A 23,752-nucleotide genomic window follows, 5' to 3' on the forward strand; every position below is an offset into this window, starting at 1 on the left:
TTCATGTTGAAGAGAAAAAATTCTGTACCCAATCAACAAACTAAAGCGATTATACCACTACCAGAAATGGCGTCTACCCGTTTTTAAATATTTGTTTCAACAAATAACTGAATCGTTTCCGGTATGGAATAAACTGCTCTTTTCTTCCAGTTTAGTGCGACTAATTCCTATGGGTTTTGTCTCTTTAATTTTGAGCTAAATCGGGTGTAAGTTCTGTTTCTTCCTATATATTAAATCCAGAAGCAAGCTATAGGAGCTGAGGTACGAGAGCTCAAAAAAACAAGATTTTTGATGAGGCGCCTTAGGAGTTGGTTATAGAGTCTGTCGATTTCTTCAACTTTCATAGATGTTTTGTCAAAGGGATTGTCCTTGAAATAAAGAGAGGCTAAACTAATCAGCACAGGAGAGATTCAGGTTTGGAAGGAGGACATTTTCTGGCTGAAGAGTTCGGATTGTTCCACAGATGGTAAGCGCTATCATGCCCTTTGTTATCTTATTTGCGAAACCGGTTTAGGAATCGAACAGGAATCTAAGAAGGGGGAGACAGTCTTATGATGATGGTATCCGGTAAAAAAATGCTCAGGCCGTTTATGGCTATTCTGCTTGTCCTCATGCTGTTTGGAAGCTTGCTGGCTGATTTGGGCAGTATGGCTGCAGCTCAGACCAGCGGAGCTATAAATTCGCCGTTTAGCGATGTGCAAGGTCATTGGGCCGGGGAACAGATCAGAAAGTGGGCCGCATTTGGAATTGCTGAAGGCAGCGAGGGAAAGTTCAGGCCGGGAGATGAGGTGAGCCGCGCTGAACTCGTCAAACTGGTCAATGTTCTATTCGGGTATAAGACAGACGGAGGGAATACCGGAGGAGGCTTCATCGATGTAGAGCAAGGAAAATGGTATACGGGTCATGTAGCTGCCGCTAAAGAAGCAGGATATATGGCGGGCTATCCGGATGGAAGCTTCAAGCCGGACGGGATGGTTACCCGTCAGGATGCAGCTAAAGTGATCGGAGCCTTGTTTTATTTGAGTAATTCGAATCCGGTTTCGTTAGAAGGCTTTCAGGATAAAGAACAGGTTGCTTCTTATGCGGCTGACGCGCTGTCCGCGCTAGTTGCTGCTGGAAGTATGAAGGGCTTCCCCGACGGAACACTTCGTCCTCAGGCGGTCATATCACGTGCCGAGCTCCTCGTGCTGCTGGATCGTGCGGCCGGAGAGATTATCCATCAGCCGGGGCAATACTCGGGAATCGCAGCAACTGGAAACATGCTGATTGCGAGCCAGGAGGTTGCGTTGGAAGACTCTTCAATCGCAGGAAACTTGCTGGTGACACCGGGAGCTGACGGCAAGGGAATTTCGCTGGAGGGCGTGACGGTAAAAGGAACAATGTATGTGAACGGAGGAGATTCCGTTCGTGTTAGCAATTCCACAATTGCCGCCGTAGAGATTGCTCGCCAGTACGGTAAGAGCGTTGAATTCATCGTGGATGGAAGCATGATCGGACATTTAACCTTATCCAGTGATGCGGTAATCATGTTGAATGAGACCTCTACAATTGAACAGTTGACCATCCAGGATACGGCTAAAAATGTTACTTTAGGCGGCAAAGCTTTAACGCCGGGTACGATCTATCAGGTCATTGAAGGCCAGCTGACTGAAAAGGGGAAGGCGCCAGCAGGCACCGTACCGACCCCGCAAGCTCCTGCAGTGCCTGGGGGACAATCTGGAGGAGGCGGCAATAACGGTGGCGGTGGAACCGATAATGGCAACAAGGAGCTCTGGAGGCTGGTGTGGAGCGATGAGTTCGACAATAGCGGAAGCAATCTGGACAGCAATGGCCTTGACCTCGATAAATGGGGTTATCAGGAAGGAACGGGCTCTCAGTACGGGCTGGATGGCTGGGGCAATGAAGAACAGCAGTATTACTCAAGGGATAATATCAAGGTTGAGGACGGCAAGCTGACGATTACCGCAAGGAAGGAGCAGGTGGAGAATAAGCCTTACACGTCCGGCCGGATCTGGACCTCGCCTACCTTCTCGAAAACCTATGGGAAATTTGAAGCTAAAATAAAAATGCCGGTGGGCGAGGGACTCTGGCCTGCTTTCTGGATGATGCCGCAGGATAGTGAATACGGTGTGTGGGCCTCCTCAGGCGAGATCGATATTATGGAAGCCAGGGGGAGACTGCCTGAGGTTGTTGGCGGGACGGCTCACTTTGGCAAGGCATGGCCCAACAACAAGTACGTCGGAGGCGAATATGACTTTCCGGCAGGCCAGTCCATCGATAGCGATTACCATATCTACGCTGTGGAATGGGAGCCGGGAGAGCTTCGCTGGTATGTAGACGGCAAGCTGTATTACAAGCTGAATGAATGGAGCAGTCAGGGCGTAGGCCAGCCGGATAAATACGCATTCCCTGCGCCGTTCGATAAGCCATTTCATATGATCCTGAACCTGGCGGTCGGAGGAACCTATGACGGAAACCGGATCCCTCCGGATTCGAAGCTTCCCGCTCAAATGGAGGTCGACTATGTTCGGGCTTATGAATTGGCGGGCAGACCATACAGAACGCCGGTAGAACCCGTGCTGAATAAGGATCCGATTCCGGCAGAAGCACGGAAGCCGGTAAATGGAAGCTATATTTCCGATCCCAACTTTGAACGTGGGCTTAACGATATCACAGTGCCAGGACAGGCGCTTGATCCGGACGACTGGAACTTCCTGCATACCCCTGAATTTGGCGGGGCGGGTTCGGTGGCTATTGAACCGATAAACCAGAGTCCTTTTGTCAAAATCATACCAACCAATGGCGGTAACCAAAATTATTCGCTCCAACTCATTCAGCATGTGCCTCTGGTCAAAGGACGCATCTATAAGCTCAGCTTTGATGCCAAGGCTTCGGCTAACCGCTCGATTGCGGTTAAGCTGGGCGGGGATGCAGATAACGGATGGGCAGCTTATTCGGATAATTTCGACACCGTATTAAGTTCAGATGCGGATCCGCAGCATTATGAATATCGCTTCCAGATGTCTCATCCCACGGATGTGACAGCCAGGCTGGAGTTCAATGTGGGGCTGGACACCAATACGGTATGGATCGGCAATGTCAGGCTGGAAGAGGTTGAACAGCTTGTAGAACCCAACGGGATCAAGACGCCTCTTGAAAATGGAAACCACGTGTATAATGGTTCATTTGACTTGGGGACGATGGATCGGATGACGTTCTGGAACTTCCTTGCCGAAGGGGCGACTGCTCAGGCAAGCGTCGATCCTCAGGAGCGGGCCTTAAACGTGAGGATCGCTGACGGCGGCGGCAGTCCAGAATCTGTCCGTCTCATCCAGAAGGGGATCGAGCTGCTTCAGAGCGATGAATATGAGCTGTCCTTCGATGCCCGATCCGATGCGGTGCGCGGAATTAACGTCAAGCTGGCCAGCAAGGACGGCCTGACCACATACCACGAGAGCACCATAGGTGTGGGAGTCGCAATGACTAATAAAATTGTAGGGTTTACGATGCCGGAAGGGGTCAGCGATCAAGAGAGTCAATTGATTTTCGAATTGGGGGGAAGCCCCGCTTCAATCAAGGTGGATCAGATCTCGCTGATTCGAAAGAGTAATCATAACGTGGATTATAGCGAGATTAGTATGTATCCGTTGATTAATGGGCAATTTGAATCGGATTTAGAAGGCTGGGAGCCGTTCGTTCAGGATGCATCCGCAACCTTTCACACGGAAGATCGGACGGCAACCATCCAAATTGCCAATTCTGGAGGTCAGGACTGGAATGTGATGCTGATGCAGCCGGGTCTCGAGCTGAGTAAAGGAATCACTTACAAGCTGTCCTTCGAGGCTAAATCCTCGGAGGCCAGAAATGCGCTGCTCACCTTGGAGGATGCGGCCTATCAACGCCAGTTTGACTCGGGCAGCATCGCTCTCGGAACCGCTTGGAAGACCTATGATTATACATTCAAAGTTACGAAGAATGAATTGTCCACGTTCAAATTGCAATTGGGCAATGCCAAGCTTCCAAATGCCCATGAGGTTTCAATCCGGAACGTGGTGCTCGAAATGAAGGACGCTCCTCTCAAGCGTCCGCCGCTTCTTAAGGCAGACCAAATCGATAATAGGATTGGTGAGCCTATTGAGCTGACCTTTACAGATCATCCGGATTGGCGCAGCCATATCCGCACAGTCCTTGTAAAGGATGAACCGCTTGAAGCGGACCAATATACGGTAGAAGCGGGCCGGCTTAAGCTGGCCGCCGAGGTATTCCCGGATTCGGGCAGTTATACGGTGAAGGTTCTGGCTGACGGATACGCCTATACCAAAGTAACTCAGACGATGATTGCCGGGGATGGCAACCTGCTGGCAAATGGCAGCTTCTCTGCCGGAACCGCGGGCTGGGAGCTGCTGGTCAATAATCCCCCGGATTCCCAATTTGAAGTAAAGGATGGAACGGCCGAAATTCAGATCAGCTATTATGGCGGCGTAACTACAGAGTGGGGAGACCCCGTGCCCGTAAGCTGGTATACCCAGCTCGTCCAAAAGGGCGTCAAAATTGAGCAGGGAAAAGCTTATGAATTATCCTTCCGAGCTTGGTCATCTATGGATCGCCCGATTTTTATCGAGCTTACGGGCTATAGCGGTGACAAGCTGCCCTTCTCGTTGACAGACAATCGGGAGAAGGAGCACCGGACGGTCATCAGACCCGCAAATGATGCTGCATTCGAGCTAAAGTTCCTGCTCGGAAATGTCATCTTCGAAGATGAAGCAACTGCAGATCAAGAGCATATTGTCTGGATTGATGATGTAGTCCTGAGGGAGCTTCCGGCTTCGCCGGAGCCCCCTGCCGGTGATGAGAATCTTGCACTTAATAAGAAGGTGGTTGCCTCTAGTTCGAATACGAGCTTTAATCCCGCAGTGATCACCGACGGAAACACCGGCACGCGCTGGGAAGCGGACTACAATCAAAATAGTGTGACGGAGTGGGTCTATATTGACCTGGAAAAGGTACATGACCTGAACCTGATCCAAGTGGATTGGGAGCGGGCTTATCCGGCGGCCATGGAGCTTCAGGTTGCTGATATCCTGCCTGCGGATGATTCGGGCTGGACGACCGTCGAATCCCTCCAGCTGGAGGGTGCGGTTGATGACAGATGGACCCAGATCATTGACCTGAGCGGGAAAAATATAAGGGGAAGATATGTGCGGATTTTCATGACAGACCGCCATTTCCCTCCCTATGGACCGTCGATTTATGAGATAATTGTTCATTAATGAAGGATATCTTGCCATAGAGGGAATGAACAAGAGGGTATCCCGAAAGTAAAGTAAAATTCTGTACATCCTTAATAATAAAATAGGGTGATATTCATATAGAAACCAAGGAGCTAAGCGGCCTTCTCTCGCTTGATTCCTTGGTTTCTTGCGTCCACTGCGGCTTTCTTGATCAAGTTATGAGCGAGGGGAAATCCGCCCGACCTCAAAACTTACTTTTGGCAAGCATTAAGCTTTAGCATTCTGCAATATAATCGCCGCCCGAACACCCACGCCAGCGAATTTTAATGCCTTTTGGCACTAAAATCGTCGGACGAGCCCCCACGCCAGCAATTTTAATGCCTTTTGGCACTAAAATCGCCGCCCGAGCCCTACGCCAGCAAATTTTAATGCTTTTTGGCACTAAAATCGTCGCCCAAGCCCCACGTCAGCGAATTTTAATGCCTTTTGGCACTAAAATCGCCGCCCGAACCGCCTGCCAATCATTTTAGTGCTTATCGACACTTGTTACGCAACGCACGGCTTAACCTCACTTTGAAAAAGGTGCCCCCAATCATCTACGATGGTTTTGGGACAGCCCCTTTATTTACGGCATGCCAGATCAGGTATTATATAAATCACAGTTTTTTTATGAAATTTCATTGAAAATGGTACAGAACTGATGAAGAAGGAGATTCGAAAATATGTTTAAATCGTTAACCGGAAAAATATTGCTTATTATCGTCGTGCTGATCTCGGCATGCACGATTTCTTTTACCGCCATATCATCCTTTGAAATTCAACAATCCGTGACCCGACAGATGAAGGATGACGGCAGCACACTTGTCGCCAATATCAAGCGCGCGGTCATTCAGGACGAGATTCTCAATCCGGGGGATCTGCAAAGTATATTCCAATCGATCAAAGAGGACAGCGGAGGCAACATCGTCTACGTATCTCTGTCGGATTCGAATTCCAATCTGATTGTTTCGGATAACAGCCAGCTGGACCAAGGCCAATCGGCAAGCCAAGGAGATGCAACCTCGGCAGCCTCAACAACCGCTCACAGCAGTGTTGCGAAGGTAGTGGAGAATAAGGAAGCGATTGGGACGATTCTGCAAATGCCCTCGGGTGAGAAGGTATATAGTATTTCAACGGACTTCGCATATAATCAGGAGCTGTCCGGTGTGCTGAATGTCGGTATCTCTCTGGAAAATATGTATGATCAAATCCGGCAATCGTTCGTCTGGACGCTTACGATTTCCTTGGTCATTATGATCGTTGCCGTATTGATCGGGATCATTGCCGCTAAGAAAATTATCCAGCCGCTTACCCGTATGTCGCAGCAATTAAAGAAATATGCGGAAGGCGATTTCACCTGTGAGCTTCAATTCAAACAGAAGGATGAAATCGGAGTGATGTCCAGGGATCTGGCTAATATGAGACAAACGCTGGGAGTCCTGGTGACGAATATCCAGCGCAGCTCGAAGCAGATTGCAGACAACTCGCACATGCTGAGCTCCGTTATCAGTGAGAGCGCCAGCTCGACAGAGGAAATTTCAAGAGCTACGGATGAACTGGCTGCCGGGGCGGGAGAACTAGCGAACTACTCTCAGGAGGGCTTGAATCGGTTACAGACGTTGGCCGATGAGATTATTCGGCTGACGGATCGAGCCAAAGAGATGAAGGCTCGAATTGAGCAAGTCGACGAAGCGAGTCTTTCCGGTATGAATAGTGTCCGGGAGCTTCAGCAGGCTGTAGATAACAATGCAGCACTGACCCTGGAGATCGGAAAGGAAATGGATGAACTGGCATCCAAGTCGGAATTGATTACAGAGATTACCGCAGTGATCAGAGCTGTATCCGAGCAGACGAATCTGCTGGCCTTGAATGCGATGATCGAGAGCGCCAGAGCCGGCGAGCAGGGACGAGGCTTTGCTGTAGTCGCCGATCAGATTCGGAAGCTGGCTGAGCAGACGGCAAGCTCTGTTCAGAATATCGAAGGGGTTGTACAGCAGGTGAACGGAGCTATCGTGAAGACGCAGAATCACATGCATCAGGGTACTCGCCTTGCCCGCAGAACGACGGAGGCTTCCGCAGATACCGGACAAGCCTTTGGCGAGATTAAACATTCGGTGGCCGAAGTTATTCAAGGCATTGAAGTATTGGTCCGGGGAATTAATCAGCTGAATCAGGATAAGGACGGTACGGTTCTGGCAATGCATAGCATTGCAACGATTACACAGGAATCGACGGCATCTACGGAGGAAATCTCAGCTTCCATTGAACAGGAGCTGGCGACGATGGAGCAGATCTCCCATTCGACCGATGATCTGAACGAGGTCGTCCGGGAGATGGAGGAATTAACGGGGCAGTTCAAGTTTTAACGCAGATCCTGCAGCCGGACATTGCTGCTGAACAAGCCCGATGGGCTGCTAAGCTTAAAGGTAGGAAGCGGAAGGTTCGCTTCAAGCTGCATCTGTGCATCAAACAGGGAGGCTTGCTGCTGATCGACCACAAATGTGAAGGGGGCCGCGTCAATGGGCAAATCGGTGTCCAGCGGCTGCTGGATAATCTGTATAGCGGGAACTCCGTTGCAGCCGCAGTCCTCGGTGTCATATAACAGCTTGAACACGGACGGAGTCTGAACCTGAAGCTCGTGCAGCCGAGCCTCAGAATGGGAATCAAAATGCAAGGAAATTTTCATAGCCAAATAGTTCTCCCTTCTTGAGGCCAATTTCAACGATATTTCAAATTTAATTTAAAATAACATGATTGTCCGATTTCATTTGTGATTCCAGTCACGTGCTCCTTTAAAGGCTCCCTTACAATGTAAAGAAATCCATACAGAAAGGGAGAAAAGAGCTATGAGTATTTTACGTGAGACTGGGGATTCCATTCAAGGATTTACATATTGCGGTGGAGGATTGCTTCTGTAAAGGACTTCCCGAGCTTGAGGAAAGCCTTGTCTCGATCTGGAAGGTGCCATAATGGAGGGGGCCTTAAGCCGGATTTTCAATAAAGCGGTGAATGTCAAGGAGATCAAGTGTAATGTAAATGGGGACGAATGCTGCGAATATGAAGTCCGGCTATAAAGGGTTGTTCAAAAAGCCCCTTTTTGAACATGCACTATTTAATAGGAATGGCAGTCAACTGTGGCTAACCTGCACAGGAGGCTGCTTTTTTTCTACTGCTCCTTGATCACAAGGATGACTTTTTGAACTGCCTCTTATGGAGGGAAGAGGGATTCGTGGTAGAATAATGAGATTGGAGTCAGTCTATGTAATGGAGGTAAGTTGGTTGTTAAATCATGAAATTGAAGAATCGATCGAGCAATTGAATATACAGCAGGCCATTATTGGCGTCCCTCAGCATACCCTGCGGGGATGTCTGGAGCTATGGAACCGGGGCAGGTTGTCCGCACTCGCCAAGGCGCACGAAACCTCGGGCCGGGCCCGGACATCCAAGGAAGAACAGCTTACGGCAATAGAAGAAGCAATTCAGGATCCGGATCAATTGGCTAACCACTTGCTGATCCTGGATGAACAAGAATGGGCTGTATTTGAGGATGCTTATCGCGTAGAAGAATTATCCGTTCAGCGAGTTCCTTATGGTTACTACCGTTTTTTGCTGGAGCACGGTTTCGTGTTTACATTTTTCCATGATGCTCAGGTTGTTATGGTTATGCCGGAGGAGGTCAAGGCCACCTATACGCGTCTGAACGATGAAGTGTTCCAAATGAATCGGAGCAGCATGTCGCTGATTTTCAAGTATCTCACGGCAATGACGCATTTCTACGGCATCTTTACCGTGGAGAGCCTGACGGAGATGCTCAATCGGCATCATCCATCAGAACAGATAAACCTCCAGCAGATGGAGGAGGCCGTCTCCTTCCTGTTGCGGAGAGAGCAGGAATTTGTCAGAGCGCGCGGCTTCATCGTTGATTCCAGCCTTGTGCACCATGCGGAAGCAGGAACATTGGAGCAGTTGATCTCTCAGACGAAAGGAAGACCGCACTACATTCCCGAGCAGGAAATGCTGATGAACTATGCGGACGGAGGATATTTTGAAGTTACGCCGCAGCTTGAGGCGCTTAAGGTTTATGTTCAGGACCGGATGGCATGTGACGAGGTTACTGCAGAGGATTTGACGGATGATATTCAAATGCTCTGTACGATGGAGGAGCCGCTTGAGGCGCTGCTGCAAGAATTTGAGCGAAGAGATATCGTGTTCAAGCATCAGCGGCAGGGCGAGGAGGTTCTGGGCTTGCTGAAGGATATTCAGAAGACGACACGCCTCTGGCGTCTAGGCGGACATACGCTCAAGGAGCTGGAGCGTCCGGGGGCAAGGGCGACAAGCGCCAAGCCAGGCCGCAATGATGCTTGCCCCTGCGGCAGCGGCTTGAAGTATAAGAAATGCTGCGGCAAAGGATAGACATGCATGAGGAGCAAGATGAAGAAATTGGCGAGATGGAGGTTTGAATTATGAAAATACTTCACACCGCAGATTGGCACCTCGGCAAGCTGGTACAGGGTGTCTACATGACCGAGGATCAACGGTTCGTGCTGGAGAAATTGCTGGGCGTGATCGAGACGGAGCGTCCGGATGCCGTTATCATCGCCGGGGATTTGTATGACCGTGCAGTTCCTCCTACAGAGGCGGTTCAGCTGCTGGATGAATTACTGGAGCGGATCGTGCTGCGCCTTCAGGTTCCCGTTCTGGCGATTGCAGGCAATCATGACAGCCCGGCACGTCTGAATTTCGCTAACCGGATTATGCGTGCTTCCGGGCTGCATATGGCCGGGGAGCTTACGCTTCCGGTTCAGACGGCGCGGCTTCAGGATGAATTCGGCCCGGTGGATTTTCATCTGGTGCCGTATACGGAGCCTGGAATTGTCCGGTTTATGACCGGCGATGAATCGGTACGCTCCCATCACGATGCGATGCGGGCGATTACAGATCGAATTCGGGAGGAGATGGATCCGGCGGCAAGACATGTGCTTGTGGGACATGCCTTCGTGACCCCTCACGGAGAAGCGGAACCGAATACAAGCGATTCGGAGCGGCCTCTCACGATTGGCGGAGCGGAGCATGTCAGTGCGGCGCACTTTGACGGCTTCCATTACACGGCGCTGGGCCACCTTCATCAGGCTCATTTTGTTGGGCGAGAGCATGTGCAATATGCAGGGTCACCGCTCAAGTATTCCATTTCGGAGGAGCATCACAAGAAAGGATATTTGATGGTGGAACTGGATGCGGAGGGCAAGGTATCCGTTGAGAAAAGAGAGCTGCTGCCGCGCCGCGATATGCGTGCGGTAGAGGGCTTCATCGCAGACCTGGAGCGCCATCCAGTCAACGAGGATTATGTCTTCGTCCGGCTGCTGGATCAAGCGGCGGTCACATCGCCGATGGAACGGATCCGCGCTGTCTACCCGAATGCTATGCACGTTGAGCGGAAGCCGGAACTGGAGCAATTGGCCGGGATCCGGGAGGGCGGCTCCACCTCCGTAAGAGCCAAGATGGACGGCTTATCGCTCTTTAAGGCTTTCTATGAGGATGTGACGGGAAGTCCTCCATCCTCTGATACAGAGAGGCTATTGATGGAGACACTGCGGGAAATTGCACTGGAGGAGGGGGAGCGCCATGAAGCCCATCAAACTGACGATGACGGCGTTCGGGCCGTATAAGGATACCGAGATTATCGATTTTGGCGAATTGGCGGAGAACCGTCTGTTCGTGGTATCCGGTAATACGGGGGCCGGTAAAACCTCGATCTTCGATGCGATCTGCTTCGCGCTCTATGGAAGCGCCAGTGGAGAGGACCGCAATGACAGCCGGATGCTGCGCAGCCATTTTGCAGAGGATCAGGTGCACACCTCGGTAGAGCTGGAATTTGAGCTGAAGGGGCAAGTGTACCGGGTATTCCGGCAACTCGCCCATGTGAAAGAAGGAAACAAAGGGGCTACAGGAGACCGTTACGAGCTGTATCAGCTTTCCGGCGGAGAGCCTGTTCCGCTGACCGACCGTTTTATTGTCACTCAGGTCGACGACAAGATCAGGCAGCTGATCGGTCTGACCCGGGAGCAATTCAGCCAGATCGTCATGCTGCCGCAAGGCGAATTCCGCAAGCTGCTGACCTCGGAGACCGAGGATAAGGAAGAGATTCTGCGGCGGATTTTCCGGACCGGGATCTACAAGCATGTCGCCGATCATTTGAATGTTAAGCGGAAGGAAATGCAGCAGATTGGGTTGGCGCTGCAGCAGACACGGGATGGCTATATCGATCATATTAAAAAGATGATTCCGGTAAGAGAAGGCTCATTGCTTGAGCATGTATTTCAGCAGGAATTCTGTAATGCGCATCAGGTTCTTGAGGCTCTTGGTGAAGAAGTCCTGTATTACGAAGAGCTATCGAAGCAGCTTAAAGGCAAGCTGGAGCAGGAGACGGCTCAGCACAAGCAGCTGGCAGAACATTATCATCAGGCCAAAGCGCTGAATGCACAGTTTGATCTGCTGGATCAGCTTTCTAGTAAGCTCCATCAGCTGCTGGCTGAGGAGCCGGCTATGCAGGAGCTGGAGCAGCGGTTGAAGCTGGCAACTCAAGCCGTGCAGCTTCGGGTGCATGAGCAGCATGTTCAGGAGGCGGTCGACGAGCTTGCTCGCAGAACAAAGCTGCTGGCGGAAGCAGAGACTGCGCTTCATCAGACACAGCAGCAGTTGGGTGAAGCGGAGACTGTCTTCAAAGCGGAGGAGCAGCTTGCGAAGGTCCGGGAGGATCAAGCACGTGAGCTTGAGCGTCTGCAGGGCTATTTGCCAAAGGTCGAGGAGCTTCGAAAGAAGGAGCAGGTTGTTCGTGAATTGGATGCCGAGGTGAAGCAAGGAGCACGGAAGCTGGAGGAGCAGCAGGGGATTCTGGAAGGATTAACTCGGGATCGTCAGAAGCTTAGTGAAGAGATCGGAGTCAGTGAAGCGCGAACGGCGGAGCTTCCTGCTGTAACCGATAAGCTCCGGCTGCTAAGGGAGCAAGCCAAGCTGATTCAGGAGCTGACGAAGCTGAACGCTTCGTTGAAGGGCCAGCTACAGCTTCAAACCGAGCTGCGTAAAGCGTTCGAGCAAGGGGATCAGGCTTACAGGAAGCTTGAAGAGCGCTGGATCGGAGGACAGGCCGGGCTGCTGGCGCGTCATCTTCATTTGGGAGAGGCCTGTCCGGTCTGCGGAAGTATAGAGCATCCTCAGAAAGCGGAGACGCAGCAAGATATTCCGGATCGCGAAGAGCTGGAGCGATTGCGCCAGGCACGTTCAGATGCCGAGCGGAAGTATCTGGAGGCAGAGGCAGGCCGAAAGGCTTTGCAGCAGCAGCTGGAGGAGAAGGAGGCGCTTGCCCGCGAGCAGGGAATCTCCCTGGATCAATTGGAGCGTCTCTTTGAGCGCCTTGTTCAACAAGGGAAGCAGCTGGCGGAAGAAGAGAAGCAGCTGAAGGAAGAGCTTGCCAGCTTGACAGCAAGGAAGCAGCAGCTTGCTGCGCTAGAACGCAGCCAGGAGGATACCCGCACCGCGCGCGAGCAGTTGCAGCAGCAGTGGGGAGAGCTGCGGACAGGCTTTGCCCGCGAGTCGGCTTTGCTGGAGCAGCTTCTGACCGAGGTGCCGGAGGAATTAAGAAGCCTGGAGCAATTAAAGCAAGGCATCCTGCAAGCCGAACAGCGTAAGCAGCAATTGGAGGCTTCCTGGCAGGAAGCGCAAAGACGCTACCGCGAAGCCCAGGACCGCTCGTTGCAGGCAACGGAGACCCGTAAGCATGCGGAGAGGTTGAAGATCGACACGGAGACGGCCTGTAAAAAATCGCAGCTCAGCTATTATGAAGCATTGGAGCGGGCAGGCTTTGCATCCGAAGAACGGTATAAGGAAGCCAAGCTTCCGGAATCGACGTTCTTGGAGCTGCAGCAGCAGCTTGAGGAGTATAAGTCGGAGGTTGCCCTGAACCGCAAACGGCTGGAGGAATTATCGGCAGAGCTAGCCGGTAAAGAGCGCTTGATGCTCTCCCGATTGGAGGAGCAGATGCAGGAGCTGGAGCAGCGGATCGAAGCAACCCGGGCAGGCTCGATGGATGCCGGAGAGAAGCTTAGGAAATGTCTGGAGAGCGGGGAACAGATTCAAGGCGCTGAAGCCAAGTGGCAGGAGGCTGAACGGGAATATCAATTGGTCCGTGGATTGCATGATGTGATTCGCGGGGAGAACAGCAAGAAGCTGTCCTTTGAGCGCTATCTTCAGGTGGAGTTTCTGGAGCAGATTATTCATCAGGCCAATCAACGTCTTCAGCGGATTTCAGGGGGACAATACTATCTCATCCGTAGTGACCGGATGGAGAAGCGGGGCAAGCAAAGCGGGCTAGGCTTCGATGTCTATGATAACTATACCGGCCAGCTTCGGGATGTGAAGACGTTATCCGGGGGAGAAAAGTTCAATGCTTCCCTTTGTCTTGCACTGGGCATGGCTGACGTGATCCAGGCCTATGAGGGCGGAATATCGCTTGAAACCATGTTCATTGATGAGGGCTTCGGTTCACTGGATGAAGAGTCTTTGAACAAGGCCATTGATACCCTGATTGACCTGCAACAGACGGGCCGAATGATCGGCGTTATCTCTCATGTCCAGGAGTTAAAACAGGCCATTCCTGCCATTCTTGAGGTCAAGAAGACCAAGGATGGACACAGCTATACCCAATTTTTCATTAGGTAGCTCGAGGCTGAAACAATAGGCTGCTTAAGCTCGTCCTGTCCAAGTAATAAAGGATAGGGCGAGCTTTTTTTATCATAGAATGTAATATTATGTAACAAAAATTAAATATTTCAAAAAAATCATAAAAATTAAAAGGAAATTTATGGATTATGGCGAATGAATTAATCATCGACATCTTGTTTGACATCACTAATTAAAGAACAAGAGGAGATGAGATGATGAAGAGGAGAGCAGTCGCAGGTTTGATGAGCTTTATGCTGGCATTTACGCTTTTGATGCCAGGCGTTAGGGCTGAAGAAGGAACCGTCTATTTGGATCATGACGGGAGGAAGGTTGAGTCCAGGCTTCAACCGGAAACCGCTTCGGATGCTGCACTTTCTTTTGAACAGACCGGGATCGAGATTGGCAAGAGGGAGCGGGCGGAGGCCAAATCCTTCCGTCATTCTGCCGATATAGGCGGACCGCTTGCCCTTGAACCATTGGAAGCAGGCCAGGAACAAGGCATCTCCCGGCAAGGGCCGCAGAATTACGTCCCGCATTCAGACCTTGCTGAAGAGGCCTCTGTCATCGTAGAACTTCAGGAAGAGCCGGCCAAGGTAGTTGAGGCCGGACAAGCTCAAATCCAGCAGCGCAGCTCCTCCGGCGCCTCGGCAGGAGCAGCCCAGAAGGTGAAGATCAATCTGGAGCAGCAAGCATTCAAGAAAGCAGCGTTGAACCGGTTGCCGGTCAACTTTGGACGCGAGTATTCCAGTGTATTCAATGGGATAGTCGTGAATCTGCCGGCGAACCGTGTCGATGAACTGCTGCAAATGCCCGGCGTGAAGGCGATTTATCCCAATAGCACGGTATTTGCAACCGATATAGGAGAGACTGCAGAAGCTGTTCTTCAACCGCCAAGCAGTACAAGCTTTATCGGAAGCGAGTTATTATGGGCGGAGAATATTCGCGGAGAGGGCATCAAGGTAGGGGTCATCGATACGGGAATTGCCTATGATCACCCTGATCTGACGGGGGCGGTAGTAAATCCTTCCGGATACTGGGGCTATGATTTCGTGAATGAGGATTATGAGCCTTATGAGACAACGAAGCAGGAATTTGAAGAAGCGCAGGCTGCGGACCCGTCGATTCCGGAGGTGAATGAGAAAGGAAAGCCTTACTACACCTCCCATGGAACGCATGTGTCCGGGATCGTGGCCGGTCAAGGAGTCGGTATCCCGGGAGAAGGGGCGGTTGCCGGCGTGGCGCCGGAAGCGGAGCTATACGCCTATAAAGTGCTTGGTCCTTACGGCAATGGCTCGACCGAAGACGTGATTGCCGGGATTGAACGGGCTGTTGAAGATGGGATGGATATTATTAATCTTTCGCTCGGCTCTCAGTCGAATAATGAGCGGTCCGCCGATTCGGTTGCGGTTAATAATGCAGTGAAGACCGGTGTCGTTGCCGTGGTCGCCGCGGGCAATTCCGGGCCGGATGAAGCGTCTGTCGCTGATCCGGGAAGTGCGGAAATGGCGATTACTGTAGGAGCATCAAAACCGCCGCTGCTAACACCGATTATGCAGGCCAAAACAGCGGAGGAAGATCTGGTTGGCAGCTTCTTTATTGAGACGTTCGATAAGTCCTTCGGAATTGAGGCATTGACTGATACGTATGAATTAGTGGGCGTTGGGCTTGGATATGAATCAGATTATGAAGGCAAGGATATGACGGGTAAAATCGCCTTGATCAAACGGGGCGAATTTTCCTTCGCAGATAAGGCCTTGTATGCTATCCAGTCGGGGGCATTGGCAGCGATTATTTACAACAATTCACCGGAAGCGCTGGAGAGCGGGACGTTGGGCGGCACGGATGTGACGATTCCAATCTATGCCTTGTCAGGCGTCTATGGCGACCAACTAGCTTCGGCTCTGGCATCAGGTATGGTCAAGGTTAATTTCGACCAGACCATAGAGCAGGATACGATAGCAAGCTTTAGTGCGCGAGGTCCGTCAAAGCCGTCCTTCGATCTGAAGCCGGATATTTCGGCTCCGGGTGTATCTATTTTATCCAGTGTGCCGGAGTATGAGGGCTGGTATAAAGCGCAAAATGGAACAAGCATGGCTGCTCCGCATGTGGCGGGTGCCGTTGCACTCTTGAAGCAGAAGTATCCGGACCTTGCTCCATCGGAGATTAAGGCATTGCTGATGAACAATACAGTCAAGCTTACGGATCGTACCGGTGCTCGATACACGCACATGGATCAGGGTGCAGGAAGAATCGCACTGGATCAGGTGTTGGACGCCCCGGCCATCGCTATGACAGAAGAGGCAACAGAGTCGGTTGAGCATAATTTGCCAACCACACATTACTCCGGCAGCTTGTCTTATGGCTATGTTGGCTTGGGAGGCACCTCCTCCAAGAGCGTGGTAATCAAGGATATCGAGGGAGTGGCGTCGAATTACAGCGTCCAATCCCTGTGGTACAGCGAGTCGCAAATCTCTCTTTCGGTTTCTTCCAATGATGTATCCGTTCCGGCAGGAGGAGAGCAGTCTATTGATGTTACGGTGACTGTGCCTGCCGGCACTACAGAAACCTATGCAGAAGGTGAACTCATTCTATCAAATCCGGCAAGCAGTCACATCATTCGGATGCCTATTTCGATCTATGTTGGGGAAGCTCCCGAAGTGGTTGTGGTATCCGATCTGGCGTTAACGCCGGAGATTATTTCGCCGAATGGGGATGGAGTACAGGATGCAGCGGATATTACCTTCACCATTCATGAATATACGGCTTATTTCTCACTTGATTTATTCTCGGCAGCTGGACAATGGTTGGGCACGATTGTGGAAGCAGATGAGGGACTCTCGCCAAACAGCTATAAATTAAGCGGCTGGTCGCCTCCAATCCCGGATGAGCTGTATTTTGTCGTCCCATATGCAGGAACGTCGCTTCAAGAGGCAGAGCCTTTATTGAGTCAGGCAGCTCCATTAGTAATCGATACAGGAGCACCTGTTGCGGAGGTGTTCGGAGAATTGGAGCACACCGGCGGATTGCCGGAGGGTACGATTCGCGGACAGGTAACGAGTGATCTGCTTATTGATTTATTCGTGCTGCAAAGAGGACTCGCGTACGGGGATGTAATCGGCGTGGCTGCTTTGTATCAGGATGCGAATGGGGAATGGATTCAGTCAGACGGCAGTATTGATGCAGGCGGCCGTTTCACAATTCAGGTGCCGGTACAGCCTGGCCGCAATCAATATGAGGTGTATGTGTATGATTTGGCAGGCAATGGTGCGATTGAGCCGGTTCAAGTCATTGAATACAACTACGGGGGGCAAGTCGTTCCAGCCACTCCCGGAGCTGCCGGCAATCATCAGCCGTTCAATCTGGACCTGTTCTTCACGGTTCCTGAAGCCGTTTATTCTGCCAGCATAGAGCTTCAATACAGCACGAGTCTGACGCTGACCGGAATTCAGGCGGGGCCGGAGCTCGAAGCGCACCAGGCACTGCATCAGCCGGATACACCGCTGACCTTAGTTGGTACTCCGCTTGATGGAAGCGGCGCGACAGCCCGTTATGAATACTTCATCAGCCTGGAAGGAACGGACGGCTATTCAGGCTCCGGCTCACTAGGCAGGTTAACGTTTGAGGCAAGCGAACCAGGTTATTATGTGATTGAATTGTCCAAGGTGCTTCTAAGAGACCGGGCAGGCCATGAGATTCCTGTGCAGGTTTCGCCAATAGCAGTTATTTATGTTCACTAAGGCGTGATAAAAGAGAAAGGGCTTCCCAACAGACTTGATCTGGCGGGAAGCCCTGTTTGTGTTAAGAGACTGGCATGCAACGAATTTCTTGGCAGGCGAAGGACGAGTTAGATAGGGCAACGTGTGAAGTGTACTTTCGACTGCTGTTGTTCGCAGATTTCTTTAATTGGACTAAGTTCTAACAAGGGAGAAATCCGCTCACAAAGGCGAACGCTCCGCTTAATGCTTACGAAGTAGCTTTCTTACAGAAAGCTTTTAACACTCCACACTTATGCCCTGACCTTCGCCTCAGCAGTTCAAGTACAATGCAATTGGTACATAACTAAGCCTAAGCTGCATCGCAATAAGCTGCAATGGAAATAAGCTAGTCCCCCGTACCATGCAAGCAGGTACTGCACGCAAGCCTTGGGCAAAGCACACACAGCACTTTGCACGATTCTTTTTTCGCCGGAGGCATGCATATCGACCGTGCCTGGAATTGCGCTCCATCTCACATGCAGGCGCTTATGGCGGGCGCCCATGTAGCGAAACAAGCGCCGAAAAGCAATAAATAGCAGGAACGGGCGCTCATGCGGAGAAATAAGTGCCGAAAAGCAATTAAATAGCAGGAGCAGGCGTCCATGCGGAGAAACAAGTGCCGAAAGGCAATTAAATAGCAGGAGCGGGCGCCCATGCGGAGAAACAAGCGCCGAAAAGCAATTAAATAGCAGGAGCGAGCGTTCATGCGGAGAAATAAGTGCTGAAAAGCAATTAAATTGCAGTCACAACGCTCCGGTCCTTGCGCGGAACATTGCTTGTCTGAGTGGCATTCCAGTTTTGCTTCGAACTTCACTTGTCCTACTTGACCAACCTCATTCTGGTCACGCTCCAGTGAAGATTATGCTGTCTCAGTGTCATCCGGCGCCTCATATGCCGGAAGAACGAGCCTGTATGTATATTGAGCGATTCAGTGCTTTGCCACTGCATGAAGGGGCCGTGTGAGAGCTACTATCATGCATTCGGCAGCTATAAAGCCGGACTAAGAGCCTGCGTAGCAAGGGTATAAGTGTGAAGGTTGCTGCAGAAGCGGAGCGTTCGCCTTTGTGAGTGGATTTCTACCTTTTAATGGCTTAGTTCAATCCAAGAAATCCGCGAGCAACAGCGATCGAAAGCAACCTTCACACGTTACCCCCGGCACGCAGAATCAATCTTTAGACGGTTTTAAGCAATGCTAGTAACTCCAGATATCGCTCCAATTCAGCTATGTGGAGCAACTATTACTCAGGAAGAGAGACGGATGGGTCTTCCTGAACAAGAATGACCTCGGCATTCGTGATGCCTGGCATAGAGAGTGCCATCACCATGGAGTGAAAGGCGGTAATTTTCATGCCCGGCTTCAACACTGTATCTCCGCCGATAACAGGAATGATCACCGTATCGTCGGACAGATTCAGTACAATGTCGTTCTCTTTGACCGAATCGGAGCCGACATTGACATAGACTTTGCCTTCACCCGCAAAATCTGAAGCTTCAATGGTGCCTTCTACCTTCGGTGCTTCTCCCTTTCGCACGATAATTTTATCGGCATGGGATTGAGCCGGATAGATCATGATCATGACTTGAGGATAGAGGGCTTGTACGTAAGCTCCTTCCTTCAAGGCTTCCTTGTTCAATACATTGCCTTCCTCATCAACAATCTGCGTTGCATCATCCACGCTTAGAATAATGTAATTGGTGCCTCCTTGCTCCAGCGGGTGACCGACCACGGTCATTTTTCCGTCGCTATAGGAGGTGATAATTCCATCTGTACCCGGCGCTTCTTGTTCTGCCTCATTTTCTTCAGCAATCTCCGTGTTTACACGAATATAGCTAGCTACGGCCTGTACGGGGAAACTTTCCATAACTTCCGGACCATAGAAGGCTCTCAGCGTCATCCCGCTTTGAATTTCGTCCTCGGTGACCGGGTTTCCGTTTTGATCCAGCAGCTTGGTCTGTTCACCGACTCTCAGAATGATCTCCTGATCATCGCCACTGTATATGTCTGTGCCCTTGACGAGAAAACCAGCCTTAGAAAGAGAGTCTACCGTACCGTCAACAGCCGTGAACGTATAATCTTGAACAACCAGGGTTAACAAGGTGCCGCGAGCAGGCAGGCTCTTGGTAATATTGGGGCCGTAAAAGGCTTTGACAACCCGCTTTTCATCAATCACCGTTTTCAGCGGCACCGTTTTTCCTTTGGCGTCAATGATCTTGGTATCTTTAGTAATGGAAAGAATGATCTCGCTCTGGTCAGTCGCGGCAAGGCCTCGGCCGGTCACTGTAATGAATTTTCCTGATTGGTCATTCTGAAATTCGGTGATTAATCCCATGGTTGCAGGGACAACTTTAGACTCCGGCTGTATCTGTGCAGAGATAGGTTGAATCGTGCCCGCAGGTTGAGTCTGTGCAAATGCCGCGATCGGAAGGGCAGTCATCGCGAGCACGGATACAGCTGCAATTGTCTTGTTCATTTTCTTCATCTCTTCGATCCTCCAGTTATAAGGTCCAGTAGTTTTTGGAATCATGCCTATACTTTCCAGACGAAAAACGGGTAAAAAGGTTGCAGCTGCAAAAACAGAAGAACTAATGATTGTAGAATCGTCTGAAGTCTTATATTCTGTTTGGTGAAGAAGGTGAATGAACATGCCCGGTTTAAAAGACATGATTCTGCAATTGTTCCTTACCCTGTTGCCGTTCTTATGCTACAACGTGTATTACCGTAACAAGGCGCATAATTATTCCCCAGCGTTCATCCTGCTTACCACCGGGATCAGTCTTTTTTTATCCATGACCTTCAACAAGGAGTCCGTTAACGGCTTCATCTATGATGCCCGGTATATCCTGCTGTTCTTTGGTCTGTTATTCGGGGGACTTCGTACAGGCTTTGTGCTGCTTGCCGGGTTCATGGTGTATCGTCTATACCTAGGGGGACCTGGCTTAGAGATCGCCATGGGAACGATTCTGGTATCGTTCCCGGTTTCGGTTCTGCTCAGTTATCTATACCGCAGAGTGAAACGAAGACCGTTATTTTTCGTGGTCTCCGCACTGCTTATTTCGCTGATTCCGACAGTAATGCTCTATCTATACAATCCTGATATTTTACAGGAAAGTCTTCTGTTTTATTTACTCTACGTGCCTCTTCTGAACTTTATAGGAATATGGCTGCTGCTCTCTCTCTTTCAGCGGGCGGTGATTGATAAGAATCTGTCGATCATCTATGCGCAAAAGGAGAAGCTGGAGACGATCGGGCAAGTTGCGGCCTCGCTGGTTCATGAGGTAAGGAATCCTCTGACTGCGGTAAAAGGATTTTTGAAGCTGATTAGCGAGGCCTCGGGCAATCAGGAGAAGGTGCACAGATACATTGAGATTTGCGTTAGCGAAATGGAGCGGGCGGAATATATCCTCTCTGAGTATCTGGCGATCACCAAGCCGTCCACCGACCGACGGGAGCAGGTTAATCTGAACGCGATTCTGCAAATTACGGTGGATGTCATGCGCCCGTATGCAAATATGAACAATGTAGAGCTCCAGCTTCAGGATGAGGATGGGGTCTGCAGAGTGATGGGGAATCCGGAGAAGATTAAGCAGGTGCTGATGAACCTGATTAAAAATGCAATTGAAGCCTGCTATGATACGGAAAATGCGGTTGTGTCCCTAACGCTTGAGCCCCTTGATAACGAGGCCCTTCTCTATGTGCGGGATAATGGCATCGGGATGAGCAGGGAGCAGGCTGAGCGTCTGGGCTCCGTCTTTTTCTCGACAAAGACAACCGGTACCGGGCTGGGGCTGGCCTTCTCTTATCAGGTCATCCAGGAGCTGGGGGGAAGCGTGCAGGTTCGAAGCGAGCCGCGGCAAGGGACGGAATTTGCCATCACCCTGCCTCTTTGTGAGCCTTCGGCCAACGCCGTCTAGCTGGGTAGCTGGGAGGCTGCTCCTTCTCTGTCCTAACTTAAGAGCTGCCCGCATATCCTTGAAGCAAGGAGCGTGAGGCGTGTGAGCGTGGAGGACAAGAAGCTGGATGGAATTGCAGAGCGGTACTTTGAGATCAAAGTGCTGCAAAAGGAGCTTGATCAGGAACTCTCAGAGCTCCGGCAACAGATTTTAGAAAGCTGTAAAGAGCAGGACTCGAACCGCTTGGAGCTGGAGAATTATGAGATCAAACTGATTGTCCAGCAGCGAAGAGAATATGACGAGAACCGATTATATGAGACACTGCCCGATCTGGAGCTGTGGCGGATGCTGTCCAAGCCGGACAACAGCAAGATTTCCAGTCTGATCAAGCTTAAGATTATTTCCGAAGAGAAGATCAAAGACACGTATGCTGTGAAAAATGTGACCGTGGTACAGGTGGACAAAAAGTAGCCGGCTTATTGACAATCAGGGAAAATATGGATAGATTAATAACCAAGTGAATAAGAAATTCCACTAGGGGAGCCGGCAGCGGCTGAGACAAGAGTGATCTTGGACCCTTTGAACCTGATCTAGTTCGTACTAGCGTAGGGAAGTGGAGCCGGTCAACTTTTCGATTTGTCCGATTTATCGGCACTTCGTCGATCAGTCAGCAGCCGCTCCGCTATCGGGGCGGCTTTTTCGCGTGGATTTTGATTATTCCAATTCAAGGATTGACGGAGGTGGGGAAATGAGCTTTACCGAGCAACTGCGGAGGGAAAATGACGACTTGTTCGCAGCGATCTTTAAGCATCCCTTTGTAAGGGGAATAGCCGGGGGGAAGCTGGACAGGGATCAACTGATCCATTATGTGAAGCAAGACTATGAATATTTGAATGCGTTTATGCGAATCTATGGAATTGCGATTTCAAAATGCTCCCGGCGGGAAGACATCGCTATGTTTCAAGAGCAGATCGGGTTTATTCTTCACAGCGAGGTGCATCCGCATCAGAATTTTTGCAAGGCGGCCGGGGTGCGCTATGAGAAGCTTCAGGGAGATCCGCTTGCTCCGTCGGCGCATCATTATATCCGCCATATGCTGACGGTGGCTCATGAGGGGAGTCTCGGCGAAATAGCAGCCGCTTTGTTGCCTTGTCCCTGGACGTATGTCGAAATCGGACAACGGCTCATGGCGGAATTGCCGCCACAAGAAGCTCACCCGTTCCGGGAGTGGATCGAATTTTACGGCAAGCTGTCCGGAGGAAGCACGGAACGGTTATGCGAGCTTGCGGATCGCTTGGCGGCGGAGGCTACCGCCGGTGAACGGGCGCGTATGGCCGAGCATTTCCGTCATAGCTGCCAACTGGAATATATGTTTTGGGATATGGCTTGGCGGGTGGAGACATGGCCGGTGGAATCGAATACTTTGGTGAAGGACTGATGATGATGAATAGAAATATGGGCAAGAGTTCAAGCATTCCGGAGAACGAATTCGCAGGATTGATCACGAAATTGCAGCAGGTAAAGCCGCTCGTCCACAACATGACCAACGTTGTGGTGACCAATTTTACGGCTAACGGGCTCTATGCGCTGGGGGCTTCCCCGGTGATGGCCTATGCGCCTGAGGAGGTGGCCGACATGGCTGCCCAGGCGGGTGCGCTGGTATTGAATATCGGGACGCTCAGCCGGGAACAGGTGGATGCGATGATCGTGGCCGGTCAAGCCGCAAACGCTGCAGGGGTGCCGGTGCTGCTGGATCCGGTCGGAGCGGGAGCCACGAAGTTTCGCACGGAATCGTCCCTCCGCATCCTGCGTGAAGTACGTATCTCGCTCCTGCGCGGAAACGCCGCCGAGATCGCCCAATTGCTCGGCGAGAACCTGGCGATCAAAGGCGTGGATGCCAGGGAGAACAGCGGTGCTGATCAAGCAGGGATTGGGCGAAAGGCGGCGAAGCAGTTCGGTTCGGTTGTTGCGGTCACCGGTAAGGAGGATGTGATTACGGACGGCAGGATTTCCCGGATCATTAGCGGAGGGGATGCTTTGCTTACACAAGTGACGGGGACGGGGTGCTTGCTAACCTCGGTGCTCGGAGCCTTCGCAGCTATAGAACCGGATCTTATG

Annotated in this window: 13 protein-coding genes and 1 riboswitch; of the genes, 11 read left to right on the forward strand and 2 right to left on the reverse strand. The window is 51.1% G+C overall.

Annotation, left to right across the window (positions count from 1 at the left end):
* The first annotated feature begins 551 nt into the window (after nucleotides 1–551).
* Complete coding sequence (locus TX85_RS00985; protein ID WP_049894745.1) at nucleotides 552–5,270, forward strand: carbohydrate binding domain-containing protein; 4,719 nt, start codon at nucleotides 552–554, stop codon at nucleotides 5,268–5,270.
* A 683-nt stretch (nucleotides 5,271–5,953) separates the two neighbouring features.
* Complete coding sequence (locus TX85_RS00990; protein ID WP_044477283.1) at nucleotides 5,954–7,636, forward strand: methyl-accepting chemotaxis protein; 1,683 nt, start codon at nucleotides 5,954–5,956, stop codon at nucleotides 7,634–7,636.
* On the opposite strand, the gene TX85_RS00995 is transcribed toward TX85_RS00990, so the two are convergent.
* Nucleotides 7,633–7,956, reverse strand: a complete 324-nt coding sequence (locus TX85_RS00995) for an iron-sulfur cluster biosynthesis family protein (RefSeq protein WP_044477284.1) — start codon at nucleotides 7,954–7,956, stop codon at nucleotides 7,633–7,635. The genes TX85_RS00990 and TX85_RS00995 overlap by 4 nt on opposite strands.
* A 283-nt stretch (nucleotides 7,957–8,239) precedes the next feature.
* On the opposite strand from TX85_RS00995, the gene TX85_RS27170 reads away from it, so the two are divergent.
* From TX85_RS27170 to TX85_RS01020, 5 genes are all read left to right on the forward strand, one after another.
* Nucleotides 8,240–8,344 carry a V4R domain-containing protein gene (locus tag TX85_RS27170; RefSeq protein WP_233500576.1) on the forward strand — a complete coding sequence of 35 codons (105 nt, stop codon included), beginning with the start codon at nucleotides 8,240–8,242 and terminating at the stop codon, nucleotides 8,342–8,344.
* 205 nt (nucleotides 8,345–8,549) lie between these two features.
* The gene (locus TX85_RS01005; RefSeq protein WP_044477285.1) at nucleotides 8,550–9,683 is read left to right on the forward strand and encodes a YecA family protein; all 1,134 of its coding nucleotides are present in this window, start codon (nucleotides 8,550–8,552) and stop codon (nucleotides 9,681–9,683) included.
* A gap of 50 nt (nucleotides 9,684–9,733) precedes the next feature.
* Nucleotides 9,734–10,936: an exonuclease SbcCD subunit D gene (locus TX85_RS01010; RefSeq protein ID WP_044477286.1), complete on the forward strand. Its 1,203-nt coding sequence runs from the start codon at nucleotides 9,734–9,736 to the stop codon at nucleotides 10,934–10,936.
* Nucleotides 10,893–13,985: an SbcC/MukB-like Walker B domain-containing protein gene (locus tag TX85_RS01015; RefSeq protein WP_044477288.1), complete on the forward strand. Its 3,093-nt coding sequence runs from the start codon at nucleotides 10,893–10,895 to the stop codon at nucleotides 13,983–13,985. Before TX85_RS01010 ends, TX85_RS01015 begins: the two co-directional genes overlap by 44 nt.
* A gap of 218 nt (nucleotides 13,986–14,203) precedes the next feature.
* Nucleotides 14,204–17,725: a S8 family serine peptidase gene (locus tag TX85_RS01020; RefSeq protein WP_044477289.1), complete on the forward strand. Its 3,522-nt coding sequence runs from the start codon at nucleotides 14,204–14,206 to the stop codon at nucleotides 17,723–17,725.
* Nucleotides 17,726–18,981: 1,256 nt separating this feature from the next.
* On the opposite strand, the gene TX85_RS01025 is transcribed toward TX85_RS01020, so the two are convergent.
* Entirely contained in the window at nucleotides 18,982–20,223 is a 1,242-nt protein-coding gene (locus TX85_RS01025) for a hypothetical protein (RefSeq protein ID WP_044477290.1), read from the reverse strand.
* A gap of 163 nt (nucleotides 20,224–20,386) precedes the next feature.
* Here TX85_RS01025 and TX85_RS01030 point away from each other — a divergent pair, with 163 nt between their 5' ends.
* From TX85_RS01030 to thiM, 4 genes are all read left to right on the forward strand, one after another.
* Entirely contained in the window at nucleotides 20,387–21,655 is a 1,269-nt protein-coding gene (locus TX85_RS01030) for a sensor histidine kinase (RefSeq protein WP_044477292.1), read from the forward strand.
* 81 nt (nucleotides 21,656–21,736) lie between these two features.
* On the forward strand, nucleotides 21,737–22,105 hold the full coding sequence (locus tag TX85_RS01035) for a hypothetical protein (protein WP_316244862.1): 369 nt from the start codon (nucleotides 21,737–21,739) through the stop codon (nucleotides 22,103–22,105).
* Between the two features lie 55 nt (nucleotides 22,106–22,160).
* A riboswitch (TPP riboswitch) is annotated at nucleotides 22,161–22,263 on the forward strand.
* 119 nt (nucleotides 22,264–22,382) lie between these two features.
* Entirely contained in the window at nucleotides 22,383–23,072 is a 690-nt protein-coding gene (gene tenA, locus TX85_RS01040) for a thiaminase II (RefSeq protein WP_044477293.1), read from the forward strand.
* A 17-nt stretch (nucleotides 23,073–23,089) separates the two neighbouring features.
* A partial coding sequence (gene thiM / locus TX85_RS01045) for a hydroxyethylthiazole kinase (RefSeq protein ID WP_233500719.1) occupies nucleotides 23,090–23,752 on the forward strand: 663 nt, incomplete at its 3' end.

It is taken from the genome of Paenibacillus antibioticophila (genome assembly GCF_000455265.1).
GTDB classification, from domain to species: domain Bacteria; phylum Bacillota; class Bacilli; order Paenibacillales; family Paenibacillaceae; genus Fontibacillus; species Fontibacillus antibioticophila.

Coding starts and splice junctions, on each gene's coding strand:
- TX85_RS00985 (WP_049894745.1), top strand. CDS start 552: ATGATGATGGTATCCGGTAAAAAAATGCTCAGGCCGTTTATGGCTATT.
- TX85_RS00990 (WP_044477283.1), top strand. CDS start 5,954: ATGTTTAAATCGTTAACCGGAAAAATATTGCTTATTATCGTCGTGCTG.
- TX85_RS00995 (WP_044477284.1), bottom strand. CDS start 7,956: ATGAAAATTTCCTTGCATTTTGATTCCCATTCTGAGGCTCGGCTGCAC.
- TX85_RS27170 (WP_233500576.1), top strand. CDS start 8,240: ATGGAGGGGGCCTTAAGCCGGATTTTCAATAAAGCGGTGAATGTCAAG.
- TX85_RS01010 (WP_044477286.1), top strand. CDS start 9,734: ATGAAAATACTTCACACCGCAGATTGGCACCTCGGCAAGCTGGTACAG.
- TX85_RS01015 (WP_044477288.1), top strand. CDS start 10,893: ATGAAGCCCATCAAACTGACGATGACGGCGTTCGGGCCGTATAAGGAT.
- TX85_RS01020 (WP_044477289.1), top strand. CDS start 14,204: ATGAAGAGGAGAGCAGTCGCAGGTTTGATGAGCTTTATGCTGGCATTT.
- TX85_RS01025 (WP_044477290.1), bottom strand. CDS start 20,223: ATGAAGAAAATGAACAAGACAATTGCAGCTGTATCCGTGCTCGCGATG.
- TX85_RS01030 (WP_044477292.1), top strand. CDS start 20,387: ATGCCCGGTTTAAAAGACATGATTCTGCAATTGTTCCTTACCCTGTTG.
- tenA (WP_044477293.1), top strand. CDS start 22,383: ATGAGCTTTACCGAGCAACTGCGGAGGGAAAATGACGACTTGTTCGCA.